The following is a 16,656-nucleotide window of genomic DNA, read 5'->3' as shown; positions in this document are numbered from 1 at the left end:
TAAACCTGACTTACTTTAGTGTGAGACTCTTGATACTTTCGCTATCTGATCCGAGGATCAGCTCGCTTTCATCAAGCGCCCACACTTATCGGCTGTTAATTTTTAAAGAGCATTTCTGCGAGAAACTCCGTGTTTCCCAGCAGCGCTGCGTTTTCAGCAGCAGAGAAGCGAGATTATGAACCGTGTTTCGCAGCTCGTCAACAACTTTCTGAACGACTTCGTTGCGACTGCGGGGCCCATCTTCCTGCGCCGCCGCGGCTCGCTACCACCGAACCCCAACAGCACCGCTTCCCTCTCTCCCGCGCCGCGTTTCCGTTAGCGCGAAAGAGGCGTGATTCTAAGCACCTGCCCCCATCCGCGCAAGCCCTTTGTGAAGAAAGTTTGAAAAAGCCACCGTGCGCTGACGCGCACGGTGGCTTTGGGCTCGACGAACGATGTCGCGCTGCCGGCCCGCAGGCCGTCGGCCACCTTTCTCTCTATATATAGAGGCGCGTCACTTGCCGCCCACCGCAGCCTGCAGTTGATCGACCGGCACCGCGTCGGCCATCGCCGTGTAGCCCGCATCGCTCGGATGAATGCCGTCGCCGCTATCGTATCGGCGCTGCAGCACGCTCGGGCGCGCCGGATCGCGCAGCACCGCGTCGAAGTCCACCACGCCGTCGAACCCGCCGCCGCTCCGGATCCACCGGTTCACCTCGAGCCGGATCGCCTCGCGTCCGGCCGGCAACGCCGCCGGCGTCAACGTCGCGCCGAAGACCTTCACGCCCTGGCGGTGCGCCGCGTCGATCAGCCGGCGATAGCCGTCGATCAGCGACGCGGCCGTCACCTGCGTATGCGGGTGATCGCAATCGAGCCCCGCGCGCGGCGGCATCGCCGCGAAGTTGATGTCGTTGATCCCGATCAGCACGATCGCCGCCTTCACGCCCGAACGCGACAGCGCATCACGCTCGAACCGCGACGCCAGCGATGTGCCGTAGCACGCGGAATCGCTGAGCAGCCGGTTCCCGCTGATGCCGAGATTCACGACGCCGATCGATTCGGCACCGGACCCCGCCAGCCGGCGCGCGAGCGCGTCGGGCCAGCGACGGTTCCGGTTCACGCTGGAGCGCAACCCGTCGGTGATCGAATCGCCGATCGCGGCGACGCTGCCGCGTGCGGAGCCGGCTTCGACGGCGAGCTCCGTCACCCATGCATATTGGGTAAAGCGGGTGCGGAACGCGTCGGCGCCCGGATCGCCCACGTGATCGCCCGGGGCGGACACGTAGTTGAACTGGTTCGACACGCGATGCCAGACCGTCATCCGCTGGTTCGGCCCCATCTGGAGACTGATCGCATACGGCTGCGCAGCCGTCACGTCGATCGACACCGGATCGCTTTCGAGCGCCTGGCCCGGTGCGAGCGTCACCGACGCCTTGCCGCCGAACCGGACCGGCACCGCCGCGCGGCCGGCGAGCGCCGCCCCTTCGCCGGCGCGCGCAAGGCTCGCGGCCTCGACGACCAGCGGCGCGCGACCGTATGCGTTGCTCACGCGAATTCGCGCGGCCCGCCCGGACACGGTGGGGTAGACGATCTGCCGCACGGTTCGCCCGGCCACGTCGGGTGCGCGGTAGAGCGGCGGCGGTGCGGCGAGGTCGGGAATCGGCTGCAGCGCGGTCGCCCACGCCGCGACCCAACCGACCGATGCGGCCGGCGCGGCCGATGCTGCAAGCGGCAACACGAAAACGGCCGCGCCCAGCACGGCCGCGGCGAAACTGCTTCGAAATGACATCGGCAAAATCCTCATCGGAAAGCGGGCATTGTGCCGCAGAAGACGCGAGACCCACGCGTGGGGCCGCACTTGTGCCAGCTGATCGCGCCCCGACGTCCCTCGTTTACCCGAATCTCACCGCAAATCCACAACAAATTTATTAACCGACCGGTCGGTTGGTTTATACTTCGCACACATTCAACCGGACGAGAGCCTCCGCCATGTACACGCAATCCCTCGACATCCCCGGCAACGTCGCGCCGCTCGACGCCGCAGCCGAGTCGCCCGAGCAGGCCCGGTTCCATGCGGTGATGGCCGCGGACGGCAAGATCGAACCGCAGGACTGGATGCCCGACGCCTATCGCAAGACGCTGATCCGCCAGATCTCGCAGCATGCGCACTCGGAAGTCGTCGGCATGCTGCCGGAAGGCAACTGGATCTCGCGCGCGCCGAGCCTGAAGCGCAAGGCGATCCTGCTCGCGAAGGTGCAGGACGAAGCCGGCCATGGCCTCTATCTTTACAGCGCGGCCGAAACGCTCGGCGTATCGCGCGATTCGCTGGTCGACGCGCTGCACGCGGGCAAGGCCAAATACTCGAGCATCTTCAACTACCCGACGCCGACCTGGGCCGACGTCGGCGTGATCGGCTGGCTCGTCGACGGCGCCGCGATCATGAACCAGATCCCGCTGTGCCGCTGCACGTATGGCCCCTACGCGCGCGCGATGATCCGCGTGTGCAAGGAAGAGTCGTTCCATCAGCGCCAGGGTTTCGACGCGCTGCTGTCGATGATGAAGGGCACCGACGCGCAGCGTGCGATGGTCCAGCAGGCCGTCGACCGCTGGTGGTGGCCGGTGCTGATGATGTTCGGCCCGAGCGACGCGGATTCGGTCCACAGCAATCAGTCCGCGAAATGGGGTATCAAGCGGATCTCGAACGACGATCTGCGCCAGAAATTCGTCGACGCGACCGTCGATCAGGCGAAGGTGCTCGGCGTGACGCTGCCCGACCCCGACCTGAAATGGAACGAGGCGCGCGGTCACTACGACTACGGCGCGATCGACTGGGACGAATTCTGGCGCGTGGTCAACGGCGACGGCCCGTGCAACAAGGAACGCCTCGCCACTCGCGTGAAGGCGCACGAGGACGGCGCCTGGGTGCGCGAAGCCGCGCTCGCGCACGAAGCGAAGCGCCGCGCCCGCGCCGAACAGCACGCCGCCTGAGCGGCCCCCCTCGAATTCATGAATCAGGAGAAGGTAATGAACAAGGAATGGCCGATCTGGGAAGTGTTCGTGCGCAGCAAGCAGGGCCTCGACCACAAGCACTGCGGCAGCCTGCACGCCGCCGATGCGACGATGGCGCTGCGCATGGCGCGCGACGTCTACACGCGTCGCCAGGAAGGCGTGAGCATCTGGGTGGTGCCGTCGTCGGCGATCACGGCGTCGGATCCGAGCGAGAAGGCCGAACTGTTCGAGCCGGCGGGCGACAAGATCTACCGTCACCCGACGTTCTACACGCTGCCCGACGAAGTCAACCACATGTAACGCCCGCGCCATGACGATCACGCCCGAACACCTCTCCTACGTGCTGCGCCTCGCGGACAATGCGCTGATCCTCGGTCAGCGCAACGCCGAATGGTGCGGCCACGGCCCGATCCTCGAGGAAGACATCGCACTCACCAACATGAGCCTCGACCTGATCGGCCAGGCGCGCATGCTGTACACGCACGCGGCCGAGCTCGAGCGCCAGCTCACCGGCGCGACGAAGACCGAGGACGACTACGCGTACTTCCGCACCGAGCGCGAATTCGCGAACTTCACGCTCGCCGAGCTGCCGCACTATGGCCCGCTCTCCGGTACCGCGCACGCCGACAAGGACTACGCGGTGACGATCGTGCGCAACTTCCTGTACGCGGCGCTGATGCTGCACGTGTGGAGCGCGCTGGAAACGTCGACCGACACGCAACTCGCCGCGATCGCCGCGAAATCGGTGAAGGAAACCCGCTATCACGTGCAGCATGCGCGCGAATGGCTCGTGCGCCTCGGCGACGGCACCGACGAATCGCACCGCCGCGCGCAGGCCGCGCTCGATTACCTGATGCCGTACACGCGCGAATTCTTCGCCGCCGACGCGATCGACGACGCGATCGTCGCACCGGGCATCGGCCCGGCGGCGGCCGCGATCGAGGCCGCGTGGCGCGCGGACGTGGACGATGCGCTCGCCGAGGCCACGCTCACGCCGCCGACTCCGGTGAAGCATGTAACGACCGGCAAGCAGGGCGAGCACTCGGAACACATGGGCTACCTGCTCGCCGAAATGCAGAGCCTCGCGCGTCAGCATCCCGGCGCGAGCTGGTAAGCCCCACGCCACGGAGCCCGACGATGTCCGCCCAGACCGCCGCCCCCAACCACGGCGCTCCCGCCGCGCACCGCGACGATCCGCTGCTCGCCCGCGCGTGGGACGTGCTGGAAGCCGTGCCCGATCCGGAGATTCCGGTCGTGTCGATCCGCGAGCTCGGCATCCTGCGCGACGTCCGCCGCGCGGACGACGGCCGGCTCGAGGTCGTGATCACGCCGACCTACTCGGGCTGCCCGGCGATGTCGCAGATCGCCGAGGACATCGCCGCCGCGCTGCAGGCCGCCGATCTGCCGCCGCACCGGATCGAGACGGTGCTCGCCCCCGCGTGGACGACCGACTGGATCACGCAGGCCGCGCGCGACAAGCTGCGGGCCTACGGCATCGCGCCGCCGGTCGGCCAGTGCGGTAGCGCCGCGCCGCGGGAAAACGTCGTGCGCCTCGTGCCGCGGCCCGTCGCGGCGCCGACCTGCCCGCGCTGCGGCTCCGCGCGCACCGAACGTCTCGCGCAATTCGCGTCCACGGCCTGCAAGGCGCTGTATCGCTGCGTCGACTGCCGCGAACCCTTCGACTACTTCAAACCCTACTGAATATGGCGACCCCGCAATTTCACCCGCTGCGTATCCGCGACGTGCGGCCCGAGACCGCCGATGCCGTCACCGTCTCGTTCGACGTGCCGCCGGAACTGCGCGACGCGTACCGCTTCACGCAGGGCCAGTTCGTCACGCTGAAGACCCACATCGACGGCGAGGAGACGCGCCGCTCGTATTCGATCTGCGTCGGCACGACGGACTACGATCGCGACGGCGAATTGCGCATCGGCATCAAGCGCGTGCGCGGCGGCCGCTTCTCGAACTTCGCGTTCGACACGCTGAAGCCCGGCCACACGATCGACGTGATGACGCCGGACGGCCGCTTCTTCACGCACCTGAACGCCGACCACGGCAAGCAGTACGTCGCGTTTTCCGGCGGCTCGGGGATCACGCCGGTGCTCGCGATCGTGAAGACGACGCTCGAACTCGAGCCGCGCAGCACGTTCACGCTGATCTACGGGAACCGCAGCGTCGACGCGATCATGTTCGCGGAGGAGCTGGAGGACCTGAAGAACCGCTACATGAACCGCTTCGTCCTCTATCACGTGCTGTCGGACGACCTGCAGGACGTCGAGCTGTTCAACGGCGTGCTCGATCAGGCGAAATGCGCGGAATTCCTCGCCACGCTGACGCCGGCCGACGCGATCGACGAGGCGTTCATCTGCGGCCCGGCGCCGATGATGGACGCCGCCGAAGCGGCGCTGAAGGCGGCCGGCGTGCCGCAGGCGAAGGTGCACGTCGAGCGCTTCGGCACGCCGCTGCCGCAGGCCGGCGCTCCGGTCGTCGAGATCACCGCGCAGACACCGGCCGCCGACCTCGAAATCGTGCTCGACGGCAAGAAGCGCAAGCTGCGCTTGCCGTACGAAGGCGTGAGCCTGCTCGACGTGGGCCTGCGCGCGGGCCTCGCGCTGCCGTACGCATGCAAGGGCGGCGTGTGCTGCACGTGCCGCGCGAAGGTGGTCGAAGGCGAAGTGCGGATGGAGAAGAACTACACGCTGGAGGAGCATGAAGTGAAGGATGGTTTCGTGCTCACGTGCCAGTGCCACCCGATCAGCGACAAGGTCGTCGTGAGCTTCGACGAGCGTTGAGCGGCGTCGCGTCGCGGCGCCGGGCGGTTTCTCGTCGTCACACATCTCGCTTACACTAGGGTCTGTTTACATATGGAACGCGCATGCGTTGCCACGAGAACGGCCGCTCGCGAGGCGTGCGACGCCGCGAATACTGACGTATTCGCAAGGAGCACAACGCGGCGAGCGGCCGTTCTCGTGGCAACCCCAAATTAAAAAAATCATGTCAGGGGAATGCCCGAAATCGCCCGTATGGCGGCGTCGCTCGTCGCTTGTTTGGCGCGGCCAAACGGCGCTTCTCACTCCTTGCCCTACGAGCGATTTCGGGCATTCGCATGTGCGTTCCATATGTAAACAGACCCTAGGGGCCGCCGGCCGGCTGGACATCGCAACGTCCGCCCGGCCGGCGGTTTTCTTTTGTTGACGACAGGCCGATGAGTACCATTCATGTGATTCAGGGCGGCACCGCCGCCGCGTCGCTGCGCGAGGCCCTTGCGCTAGCCGGACGCGACGAGCGCGTCGTCGGTTTGCTCGACGATCTCGGCGTCGGGCCGCTGAAGGGCGCCGACGAGACGCCCGACACGCGCGCCGCGTTCTGGCAGCACGTGCTCGGCGACCAGATTCCCGACTGGAACGCGGAAATCGAGGCCGAATTCGCGCGCCTCGACCAGCTTGCGATGGATACCGGCCAGGTCGTCGTGTGGCACGCGCCGAGCGTCGGCGACAAGCTGCTGCTGCGGCGGGTCGCCTATCACCTGCGCAACGTGCCGCAGCGCCTGAACGAGGTGCGGCTGTCGGCCGCCGACCTCGACGCCGCGCAGCGCGCAGCGCTGTCGCGCACCGACCAGGCGTGCGCGACCGGAATGTTCTCGCCCGCGGAACTGGCGCGCAAGCGGCCGGCGGCCGCGCCGGTCTCGGTCCTGCGCATCGGCCGCCTCGCGCTCGAATGGCAGGAGGCGAAGCACCTGAACGCCGAACTGCGTTATTGGGTCAGCAACACGATCAAGAGCGGCCACTACGCCGATCTCGACGCGCTGATCGTCGCGCGCGCGGAAGCCGACTGGCAGCCCGCGCAGCGCCTCGTCGGCAGCATCATGGCCGCGGCCGACCGCGGCGGGCTGTTCGTCAGCGACTCGATCGCCTGGTGGCGCTGCCGCGAGCTCGCGGCAGCCGGCCGGCTCGAACTGCAGGACGATGCGCCCGCAGCCCTCTCTTCCACGCGCGTGCGCGCAGCCGCCGCGGCCGCGCACCGCTAATCTTCCATATTCGACCATGGCCCGAACCCGAGCGCCCGACCACGAATCCCAGCGCGAGCAGATCCTCGACCTGGCCGCCGAGAAATTCGCGCAGACGAGCTACCCGAGCACGTCGATGTCCGATCTCGCGACCGCGAGCGGTACGTCGAAGGCGCGGCTCTATCACTATTACGAGAGCAAGGAAGCGATCCTGTTCGACCTGCTCGACCGCTACACGAAGCGGCTGATGCTGATCATCGCCGAGGTCGAGGGCGCGAGCCAGCGGCGCGGCCTCAGCGAGCGCGACGCGTTCGCCGAACTCGTGCGCGCGTTCCTCGCCGAGTACGAGACGTCGCACAGTCGCCATGTCGCGCTGCTCAACGACGTGAAGTATCTGGAGGACGCGCAGCGCGAAATCGTGCTCGACCGCCAGCGCGACATCGTCGCGGCGTTCACGCGACAGCTCGCGCGCGCCTACCCGGACCGGATCTCAAAGGAAAACCAGACCCCGGTGACGATGATGGTGTTCGGGATGATCAACTGGACCTTCACGTGGCTGAAGCCCGGCGGCCGCCTCGGCTACCGCGACTTCGCCGAACAGGTGATCGACCTGATCGAGCGCGGGCTATCGACGGCGGCCTGATTGTCGCGCAGCAGCATGCGTTGCGCGACGGGCACAGTGGCACCACCCGTCGCGTATTTCATATGATGAATTTTAAATCCCTTCAAAATCAGCAAGTTACGGAATGAACTAAGCGGATTTAGAATTCCCCCTCAGGACAAAGAACGTCAAATACGGGTTTTCCCCAACCTCGCTCGGGTAAAATGCTGTTGCATTGCACAACCCGCTTGTGCACCCACACTGAGGAACCCACGATGAACACGCAATTCAACGGTCGTGCCGATGCTGTCGGCAAGGTCGGTACTGCGCCGGTTCTCGTCAGGGAACTGGCTTCCAAAGACCGTGAGCAAATGCTCACCCACTTTCTCTCGCTCGACGAAGAGGACCGCCTGCTGCGCTTCGGCCAGATGGTGCCCGACCACGTGATCGAGAACTATGTCCGTACGATCGATTTCGGTCGCGACACCGTGTTCGGCGTGTTCGACCACGACCTCGAACTGATCGGCGTCGGCCACCTGGCCTACTTGCCGGCAGAGGGCGACACGCGCACGGCCGAATTCGGCGTGTCGGTGCTCGAAAGCGCGCGCGGCCGCGGCGTCGGCTCGAAGCTGTTCGAGCGCGCGGCGATCCGCAGCCGCAACACGCACGTGACGATGCTGTACATGCATTGCCTGTCGCGTAACGCGACGATGATGCACATCGCGAAGAAATCCGGGATGCGGATCGAGTACGCGTACGGCGAAGCCGATGCGTACCTGTCGCTGCCGCCGGCCGACCACTCGACGATCATCGCCGAGATGCTGCAGGAACAGGCCGCGGTGTTCGACTACGCGATGAAGCGCCAGGCGCGCCGCACGACGAAGTTCATCGAATCGCTGATGCCGGCCTGACGCCGGGCCCGACTCGCCAACCTCAAGCCCCAACGCGCTGCCGTTGCAGCCCGCGAAAAAGGGCTCGCCCCTTTCGCGCTTCGCGTGTCCGGCGGCTGCCGACGTCATTGTCACCCCATCGCCTCACCGATACGGCCGCCCTTGCAGCCGACATCACGGCATGTTTCCCGCGCTCCGGCGCAGCGCGTCCGCTGGCAGTGCGGTTCAAGCTCCTCTGTCGCCGGACAGTGCTCGCGCAGAAGAACATCTACTTTCGTATCCGTCCCATTGATCTTTGAGCGCCCGCCGATAGATGATCGGTCGCTTATTTCATTCGGCGAAAGGTCGAAGTGACAGGCTGTCTACCCGTGGTTTCTCCATACTCGGGCCACGCCTTCATCCATCGAACCTATTTTCCCGATTCGTCTATTTCATGTTGCGAAGGGTATGACGGGACAACGCATCAATTACGGGCAGCCTACCGGAATGTATCTGTTGATCGAACAACTGCATGCGAAGTCCGGACTGCCATCGTTGGCTAACACGGTTGGTGCATCCAATCTGCAAATCTATCGGACCGTTGCCCAACTGTATGAAACTGCCGATATCTACATCGACAATCAACGGGTCGTGTCTGGCGAGATGACCATGTGGCAAATGCTAAAGGGAGCATTCGGCATCGATGTCGTCCGCGCCCCAATGGTAAAACCACGCTGGTGCTTGAATATGCGGGCTTCGTCAGCAACATCACACCATTGCCCAAAATCGGCAACCTCTTGCCCGAACTCATTACCAAGGAATATACGCTGAAGCTTCGTTCTCCCTATATCTTCGGTACTGATCCCCTACCAGACATCCAACTCTACAGGCATGCCAAATCCGTATTTATGCAGCGCAATGGTGGCCAGTCTCCAGCCACGGCAATGGCGAAATACAATCGCCGAACCAGGGAGCTGATCCGACTTAATACAATCAGCGAAATCGACACCGTCCTGCGCGGTCTGCGCACGGCACTTCCGTCGTTGAATTTCTGAACTTCCGTCTATCACGACATGCGCCTCACCATCGCCAAACCGATATCGCTGGCCTTCTTTACAGTGCTAGGCGGTCTGCTGGGCTTCACCCTCCACAACAGGTTCATAGAGAGCCTCGCTAGCACGCATGCCGTATGGTTCGTCGCCGGCCCGCCATCACAGATGTTCGTCGATCAACTTCGGACCACTATCGCCTTTGGTACTCTTGGGGCGGCCGTGAGCATCGGAATTTCGTTCTTCCGTACACACATCGCATCGGCCAAGGTTTGCACCGTGGCGACGTTGCTGGTTATCGCTGTCGCGGTAGCAGGTACATGGGGCGCGCAGGCGATTATTCTCGCCCGACTCGCCGCGACGACGGCGGCCACAGCGCAGTTGAACATCCCTTTATTACTCCCCTTACCCCACATTCCCGCTTTCTGGATCGCGGGAACAGCAACCGTCTGTGTTGTCATCGACGTCGGTATCACCATGCTGTTCCTGCGCCGCCGCCATGGTTGGAGATGACAATGAAGACCGCGCTGCATGCATGGCTGAACGGCTATCGGCGCATGCTGTCGTTTCGGGGCCGAGAGCGACGCCGGGATTTCCTCTGCTTCCTGCTCGGCCATTACCCGCTCTTTTATCTTCTGATCACGCTGATCAAATGGTCCCACACTCGGCTTTCCGCCGACGCAACGCTCACGTCGTTCCTGCTGTTCTGCGCCGGGCTCGCGTCGCTATGCGCGACCCTGGCCTACAACGTCAGGCGCCTGCACGACAGCAATCGCTCCGGCCTGCTGTGCATCGGCTACTTCCTGTTCGCAGCCCCCATTGTGATCCTCGTGTCGCTGTGGCTCGCGCCCCGCAACGCCGGTAATCAATACGGCCCCGATCCGCGCCGCACGCGCACGTAGCTCCCGCACCGGCGGTACGGCAAGCCGGCGCGTCGCATCTACATCACACGTCGCCGTCAGCGAATCGGCAACGCCGTCGTTTCCTTGAAGCAATCGAGCGAGAAGCTCGTTTTCACGTCGATCACCGACGGGTGATGCAGCAGATGCTCCTGCACGAAGCGGGAGAAATGCGCCATGTCCTCGACCTGCACGCGCAGCAGGTAATCCATGTCACCCGTCATCGCGTGGCACGCGACCACTTCCGGCCAGGTCTGCACGGCCGCGCGGAACAGTTCCGCGTGGGTCGCGCCCGCGCGCGCCGACGTCTCGTCGGCCCGGACCGGCGCGAGGCCGCCGCGCTTCTCGAGCCGCACGCTCACGTACGCGAGCAGGTCGAGCCCGAGCTTCTGCGGATTCAGCAGCGCGACATAGCCGGTGATCACGCCGATTTCCTCGAGCCGCCGGATTCGCCGCAGGCAGGGGCTCGGCGACAGATTCACGCGCTCGGCGATCTCCTGGTTCGACAGGCGCCCGTTCTCCTGAAGAATCGCGAGAATCCGCCGGTCGATGGCATCCAATTCAGCCTGCGCCATCTTCTGCCCTCCATCGATGATTTTGAGACTGGAAATTGCGCCATCGTAGGCGCGGGCGATTAAGTTCGCAAGTTTCCGCTCGCGGCCGCCCGCTACACTCTGTCGCATGTATCGACTTGCCGCGCATGCTCGTGACGGGCACGGCCGTCGACATCGAACCAGGCCGGACATGCGCACGCCGCGCCGGCCGATCGCCCCGCACAGGAGACAGGACATGCAGATCCCCACCTGGGACAACCCCGTCGGCACCGACGGCTTCGAATTCATCGAATACACGGCGCCGGACCCGAAAGCGCTCGGACAACTGTTCGAGCGGATGGGTTTCACCGCGATCGCGCGCCACCGCCACAAGGACGTGACGGTGTACCGCCAGGGCGACATCAACTTCATCATCAACGCGGAACCCGATTCGTTCGCGCAACGCTTCGCGCGGCTGCACGGCCCGTCGATCTGCGCGATCGCGTTCCGCGTGCAGGACGCCGCCAAGGCATACCAGCGCGCGCTCGAACTCGGCGCGTGGGGCTTCGACAACAAGACGGGCCCGATGGAGCTGAACATCCCGGCGATCAAGGGCATCGGCGATTCGCTGATCTACTTCGTCGACCGCTGGCGCGGCAAGAACGGCGCGCAACCGGGCGCGATCGGCGACATCAGCATCTACGAGGTCGACTTCGAGCCGATTCCCGGCGCGAACCCGAACCCGGTCGGCCACGGCCTCACCTACATCGATCACCTGACGCACAACGTGCATCGCGGCCGCATGCAGGAATGGGCCGAGTTCTACGAGCGCCTGTTCAACTTCCGCGAAGTCCGCTACTTCGACATCGAAGGCAAGGTGACGGGCGTGAAGTCGAAGGCGATGACGTCGCCGTGCGGCAAGATCCGCATCCCGATCAACGAGGAAGGCTCGGATACGGCCGGCCAGATCCAGGAATACCTCGACGCGTATCACGGCGAAGGCATCCAGCACATCGCGCTCGGCGCGAGCGACATCTACCAGGCGGTCGACGGGTTGCGCAGCAAGGAAGTGAAGCTGCTCGACACGATCGACACGTATTACGAGCTGGTCGACCGCCGCGTGCCGAACCACGGCGAATCGCTGGAAGAACTGAAGAAGCGCAAGATCCTGATCGACGGCGCGCGCGACGACCTGCTGCTGCAGATCTTCACCGAGAACCAGATCGGGCCGATCTTCTTCGAGATCATCCAGCGCAAGGGCAACCAGGGCTTCGGCGAAGGCAACTTCAAGGCGCTGTTCGAATCGATCGAACTCGACCAGATCCGCCGCGGCGTCGTGCAGGACAAGGCCTGACGCATCCGCCGGGCGGCGGCGGCGCCGCGCTACCGGGCCAGCCGCGCGCTCCGGCGACACAAAGAAAAAGGGCGGGAACCCGAGGATTCCCGCCCTTTTTGCATGCCGGCGCGGCCCGGAGGCCGCGCGATCGCATCAACGCACGCTCGCCTTCGACTCGGCGGCACGCGCGGCCGACGGCTGTGCCACGGCGTCCTGGGCCGGCACGATCTGAAGCATCTGCGCGCCGGCTGCCGCCAGCGCGCTCGCGCCTTGCGCACGCACCGGGCCGGTCATCGCGAAAAACGCGGCGGACACGATCAGGAAACTCTGGATATGACGTGTGTTCATTGCACCTCCTGTAAAACTGCCGGCGCCTCCCCGAGCGCGTCGGAACGCACCCACGCGGCCGGGCACCTCCGGCAGGCCGACAAGATTAACGGCATTTGCCCGCAGATCAATGCCGCTTTACATGCTTTTACATGATGTAACGCATGATCTTGCCCTGTTTCGCGACGTGCGGACGCCCGTGCCCCGCGTCGCGACCGATGGGCGGCGGGTTTGCCCCAGTGCTACCATCCCTTAAAACCGGCGAACATGCCGGCCACTGCAGACGCGTCCAAAAGATGCCGACGCAACCGAAGTTTTGGTGATCCCAGACCGGGTGGAGGAGACAGTTAATGAATGCCCCGCTAGACGCAGACCAACGCGCGTCGCTAGAAGCCGCGCTGAAGTCCGTCACGCTTGACGACAAATACACGCTGGAACGCGGCCGCGCGTACATGAGCGGCATCCAGGCCCTCGTGCGCCTGCCGATGCTCCAGCAGGAACGCGACCGCGCCGCCGGTCTCAATACGGCCGGCTTCATCTCCGGCTACCGCGGCTCGCCTCTCGGCGGCCTCGATCTGTCGCTATGGAAAGCCAAGCAGCACCTGGCCGCCCACCAGATCGTCTTCCAGCCCGGCCTCAACGAAGATCTCGCCGCCACGGCCGTGTGGGGTTCGCAGCAGGTGAACCTGTACCCCGGCGCGAAATACGACGGCGTGTTCGGCATGTGGTACGGCAAGGGCCCGGGCGTCGATCGCACCGGCGACGTCTTCAAGCACGCGAACTCGGCCGGCTCGTCGCAGCACGGCGGCGTGCTCGTGCTCGCCGGCGACGACCACGCGGCGAAATCGTCGACGCTCGCGCACCAGTCCGAGCACATCTTCAAGGCCTGCGGGCTGCCGGTGCTGTTCCCGTCCAACGTGCAGGAATATCTCGATTTCGGCCTGCACGGCTGGGCGATGAGCCGCTACTCGGGCCTGTGGGTCGCGCTCAAGTGCGTGACGGACGTCGTCGAATCGTCGGCGTCGGTCGACATCGACCCGCATCGCACCGAGATCGTGCTGCCGACCGATTTCATCCTGCCGGAAGGCGGGCTGAACATCCGCTGGCCCGATCCGCCGCTCGTGCAGGAAGCGCGGCTGCTCGACTACAAGTGGTACGCGGCGCTCGCCTACGTGCGTGCGAACAAGCTCGACCGCATCGAGATCGATTCGCCGAGCGCGCGCTTCGGGATCATGACCGGCGGCAAGGCATACCTCGACGTGCGCCAGGCGCTGATCGACCTCGGCCTCGACGACGAAACCTGCGCGCGGATCGGCATCCGGCTCTACAAGGTCGGCTGCGTGTGGCCGCTCGAAGCGCAAGGCGCGCAGGCGTTCGCGCGCGGCCTCGACGAAATCCTGGTGGTCGAGGAAAAGCGCCAGATCCTCGAATACGCGATCAAGGAAGAGTTGTACAACTGGCCCGACGCGCAACGCCCGCGCGTGTTCGGCAAGTTCGACGAAAAGGACGGCGCCGGCGGCGAATGGTCGGTGCCGATGGGCAACTGGTTGCTGCCCGCGCACTACGAGCTGTCGCCCGCGATCATCGCGAAGGCGATCGCGACGCGGCTCGATAAATTCGAATTGCCGTCCGACGTGCGCGCGCGCATCGCGGCGCGGCTCGCGGTGATCAACGCGAAGGAAATGGCGCTCGCGAAGCCGCACGTGCAGACCGAGCGCAAGCCGTGGTTCTGCTCGGGCTGCCCGCACAATACGTCGACGAACGTGCCGGAAGGCTCGCGCGCGATCGCCGGGATCGGCTGCCACTACATGACCGTGTGGATGGACCGCAGCACGAGCACCTTCAGCCAGATGGGCGGCGAAGGCGTGCCGTGGATCGGCCAGGCGCCGTTCACCGACGAAAAGCACGTGTTCGCGAACCTCGGCGACGGCACCTATTTCCATTCGGGGCTGCTCGCGGTGCGCGCGGCGATCTCGTCGAAGGCGAACATCACCTACAAGATCCTCTACAACGACGCGGTGGCGATGACGGGCGGCCAGCCGGTCGACGGCGTGCTGACGGTGCCGCAGATCACGCACCAGCTCGCGTCCGAAGGCGCGAAGAAAATCGTGATCGTCACCGACGAGCCGGAGAAATACGACAGCCAGAAGGCGCTGCTCGCGCCGGGCGTGACGATCCATCACCGCGACCAGCTCGACGACGTGCAGCGCGAGCTGCGCGAGATCGAAGGCACGACGATCCTGATCTACGACCAGACCTGCGCGACCGAGAAGCGCCGCCGCCGCAAACGCGGCACGTATCCGGACCCGGCCAAGCGCGTCGTGATCAACGACGCGGTGTGCGAAGGCTGCGGCGACTGCTCGGTGCAGTCGAACTGCCTGTCGGTCGAGCCGCTGGAGACCGAATTCGGCACGAAGCGCCAGATCAACCAGTCGAGCTGCAACAAGGACTTCTCGTGCGTGAAGGGCTTCTGCCCGAGCTTCGTCACGGTCGAGGGCGGCCAGTTGAAGAAGCCGAAAGCCGTGTCGGTCGACGGCAGCGCGCTGCCGCCGATTCCGGAACCGACGCTGCCGGATATCGACCGCGCGTACGGCGTGCTCGTCACCGGCGTGGGCGGCACGGGCGTCGTCACGATCGGCGCACTGCTCGGGATGGCCGCGCACCTGGAGAACAAGGGCGTGACCGTGCTCGACGTCACGGGCCTCGCGCAGAAAGGCGGCGCCGTGATGAGCCACGTGCAGATCTCGCACGCGCCGACCGACATCCATGCGACGCGGATCGCGATGGGCGAAGCCGATCTCGTGATCGGCTGCGACGCGATCGTCACGGCCGGCGACGAGTGCACGTCGCGGATGCGGCACGACGCGACGCGCGTGGTGGTCAATAGCGCGCAGACGCCGACCGCCGAGTTCATCAAGAACCCGAACTGGGCGTTCCCCGGCCTGTCCGCCGAGAACGACATCCGCGCGGCCGCCGGTGAAGCGGTCGATTTCATCGACGCGAACCGCTTCGCGGTCGCGCTGCTCGGCGACGCGATCTACACGAACCCGTTCGTGCTCGGCTACGCATGGCAGAAGGGCTGGCTGCCGCTGACGCTCGCGTCGCTCGAACGCGCGATCGAGCTGAACGCGGTGTCGGTCGACAAGAACCGCGCGGCGTTCGACTGGGGCCGCCGCGCCGCGTACGACCTGGCCAGCGTGAAGCAGGCCGCGGCCGGCGACGCCCGGCCCGCGCAAGGCGCCACGGTGATCTCGCTGCACACGAGGAAGGCGGTCGACGCGCTGATCGCGAAGCGCGTCGAATTCCTGACCGCGTACCAGAACGCCGCGTACGCGTCGCGTTATGCGGCGTTCGTCGACAAGGTGCGCGCCGCCGAGCGGGCACTGGCGGACGGCGACACGGTGCAGGAGCCGCTGACCGAAGCGGTCGCGCGCAACCTGTTCAAGCTGATGGCGTACAAGGACGAATACGAGGTCGCACGGCTGCAGTCCGATCCCGCGTTCCTCGCGCGCCTGACCGCACAGTTCGAAGGCGACTGGAAGCTGAAATTCCACCTCGCGCCGCCGCTGTTCGCGAAGACGGACGCCCACGGCCATCTCGTGAAGAAGGCGTACGGCCCGTGGATGATGTCGGCCTTCCGGCTGCTCGCGAAGGCGAAGTTCCTGCGCGGCACGGCGCTCGACCCGTTCGGCCGCACCGCGGAGCGCCGCACCGAGCGCGCGCTGATCGGCGAGTACGAAGCGCTGATCGACGAGGTGCTGGCCAAGCTGAACGCGGCCAACCGGCCGCTCGCGCTCGAGCTCGCGGCGCTGCCGGACGGCATTCGCGGCTACGGCCACGTGAAGGAGAACAACCTGCGCGCGGTACGCCAGAAGTGGGACACGCTGCTCGCGAAGTGGCGGTCGCCGGCAGGCGGCCAGTCGCACCAGCAGGTCGCGTAACGAACGGCGCGCGCCGCGGGCGGGCGCGTTCCGGACGGTCTTCCTGACGTCCTGCCGCCCCCCCCCCGCCCTCACCCGTTACGGTTCACACGAAAAAAAAGCCACGG

At 65.6% G+C, this 16,656-nt stretch carries 16 protein-coding genes; 13 read left to right on the top strand and 3 right to left on the bottom strand.

From position 1 onward, the window contains the following. Positions 1-493: 493 nt before the first annotated feature. A complete protein-coding gene (locus LGN10_RS28295; protein ID WP_226225755.1) occupies positions 494-1,768 on the bottom strand; it encodes an SGNH/GDSL hydrolase family protein in 1,275 nt (424 codons plus the stop codon). A 200-nt stretch (positions 1,769-1,968) separates the two neighbouring features. Between LGN10_RS28295 and paaA the strand changes: the two genes are divergently transcribed. From paaA to LGN10_RS28240, 11 genes are all read left to right on the top strand, one after another. Then, positions 1,969-2,967, top strand: a complete 999-nt coding sequence (gene paaA, locus LGN10_RS28290) for a 1,2-phenylacetyl-CoA epoxidase subunit PaaA (protein ID WP_226225753.1) — start codon at positions 1,969-1,971, stop codon at positions 2,965-2,967. Between the two features lie 36 nt (positions 2,968-3,003). Further along, positions 3,004-3,288 carry a 1,2-phenylacetyl-CoA epoxidase subunit PaaB gene (gene paaB / locus LGN10_RS28285; RefSeq protein ID WP_006482881.1) on the top strand — a complete coding sequence of 95 codons (285 nt, stop codon included), beginning with the start codon at positions 3,004-3,006 and terminating at the stop codon, positions 3,286-3,288. Positions 3,289-3,298: 10 nt separating this feature from the next. Then, a complete protein-coding gene (gene paaC, locus LGN10_RS28280; protein ID WP_099315982.1) occupies positions 3,299-4,102 on the top strand; it encodes a 1,2-phenylacetyl-CoA epoxidase subunit PaaC in 804 nt (267 codons plus the stop codon). A gap of 23 nt (positions 4,103-4,125) precedes the next feature. Next, complete coding sequence (gene paaD / locus LGN10_RS28275) at positions 4,126-4,689, top strand: 1,2-phenylacetyl-CoA epoxidase subunit PaaD (RefSeq protein WP_226225751.1); 564 nt, start codon at positions 4,126-4,128, stop codon at positions 4,687-4,689. Between the two features lie 2 nt (positions 4,690-4,691). Next, positions 4,692-5,780 (top strand): 1,2-phenylacetyl-CoA epoxidase subunit PaaE, encoded by a 1,089-nt coding sequence (gene paaE / locus LGN10_RS28270; protein WP_226225749.1) that lies wholly within the window; start codon positions 4,692-4,694, stop codon positions 5,778-5,780. 413 nt (positions 5,781-6,193) lie between these two features. Next, positions 6,194-7,015, top strand: coding sequence for a DUF1835 domain-containing protein (locus tag LGN10_RS28265; RefSeq protein ID WP_226225748.1), 822 nt, complete (start codon positions 6,194-6,196; stop codon positions 7,013-7,015). 16 nt (positions 7,016-7,031) lie between these two features. Beyond that, the gene (locus LGN10_RS28260; protein WP_059578238.1) at positions 7,032-7,637 is read left to right on the top strand and encodes a TetR/AcrR family transcriptional regulator; all 606 of its coding nucleotides are present in this window, start codon (positions 7,032-7,034) and stop codon (positions 7,635-7,637) included. Positions 7,638-7,870: 233 nt separating this feature from the next. Then, entirely contained in the window at positions 7,871-8,506 is a 636-nt protein-coding gene (locus LGN10_RS28255) for a GNAT family N-acetyltransferase (protein WP_059578237.1), read from the top strand. A gap of 629 nt (positions 8,507-9,135) precedes the next feature. Further along, positions 9,136-9,519: a hypothetical protein gene (locus LGN10_RS28250; RefSeq protein WP_124863725.1), complete on the top strand. Its 384-nt coding sequence runs from the start codon at positions 9,136-9,138 to the stop codon at positions 9,517-9,519. A gap of 18 nt (positions 9,520-9,537) precedes the next feature. Then, positions 9,538-10,026, top strand: a complete 489-nt coding sequence (locus LGN10_RS28245) for a hypothetical protein (protein ID WP_059578235.1) — start codon at positions 9,538-9,540, stop codon at positions 10,024-10,026. 2 nt (positions 10,027-10,028) lie between these two features. Then, positions 10,029-10,415 carry a DUF805 domain-containing protein gene (locus LGN10_RS28240; RefSeq protein WP_059578232.1) on the top strand — a complete coding sequence of 129 codons (387 nt, stop codon included), beginning with the start codon at positions 10,029-10,031 and terminating at the stop codon, positions 10,413-10,415. Between the two features lie 56 nt (positions 10,416-10,471). On the opposite strand, the gene LGN10_RS28235 is transcribed toward LGN10_RS28240, so the two are convergent. After that, complete coding sequence (locus LGN10_RS28235) at positions 10,472-10,987, bottom strand: Lrp/AsnC family transcriptional regulator (RefSeq protein ID WP_059578229.1); 516 nt, start codon at positions 10,985-10,987, stop codon at positions 10,472-10,474. Positions 10,988-11,201: 214 nt separating this feature from the next. Here LGN10_RS28235 and hppD point away from each other — a divergent pair, with 214 nt between their 5' ends. Beyond that, positions 11,202-12,299 (top strand): 4-hydroxyphenylpyruvate dioxygenase, encoded by a 1,098-nt coding sequence (gene hppD, locus LGN10_RS28230; RefSeq protein WP_226225747.1) that lies wholly within the window; start codon positions 11,202-11,204, stop codon positions 12,297-12,299. A gap of 135 nt (positions 12,300-12,434) precedes the next feature. Here hppD and LGN10_RS28225 read toward each other — a convergent pair whose 3' ends face one another. Then, entirely contained in the window at positions 12,435-12,629 is a 195-nt protein-coding gene (locus LGN10_RS28225; protein WP_059578224.1) for a hypothetical protein, read from the bottom strand. A 329-nt stretch (positions 12,630-12,958) separates the two neighbouring features. Between LGN10_RS28225 and LGN10_RS28220 the strand changes: the two genes are divergently transcribed. After that, a complete protein-coding gene (locus tag LGN10_RS28220) occupies positions 12,959-16,549 on the top strand; it encodes an indolepyruvate ferredoxin oxidoreductase family protein (protein WP_226225746.1) in 3,591 nt (1,196 codons plus the stop codon). Positions 16,550-16,656 lie beyond the last annotated feature (107 nt).

Origin of the sequence: Burkholderia sp. AU32262 (assembly GCF_020419985.1) — a bacterium.
In the GTDB taxonomy this organism is placed as follows: domain Bacteria; phylum Pseudomonadota; class Gammaproteobacteria; order Burkholderiales; family Burkholderiaceae; genus Burkholderia; species Burkholderia semiarida.
Note: the sequence above shows the minus strand (reverse complement) of the source record. Positions and strands in the feature narration are given on the sequence as shown.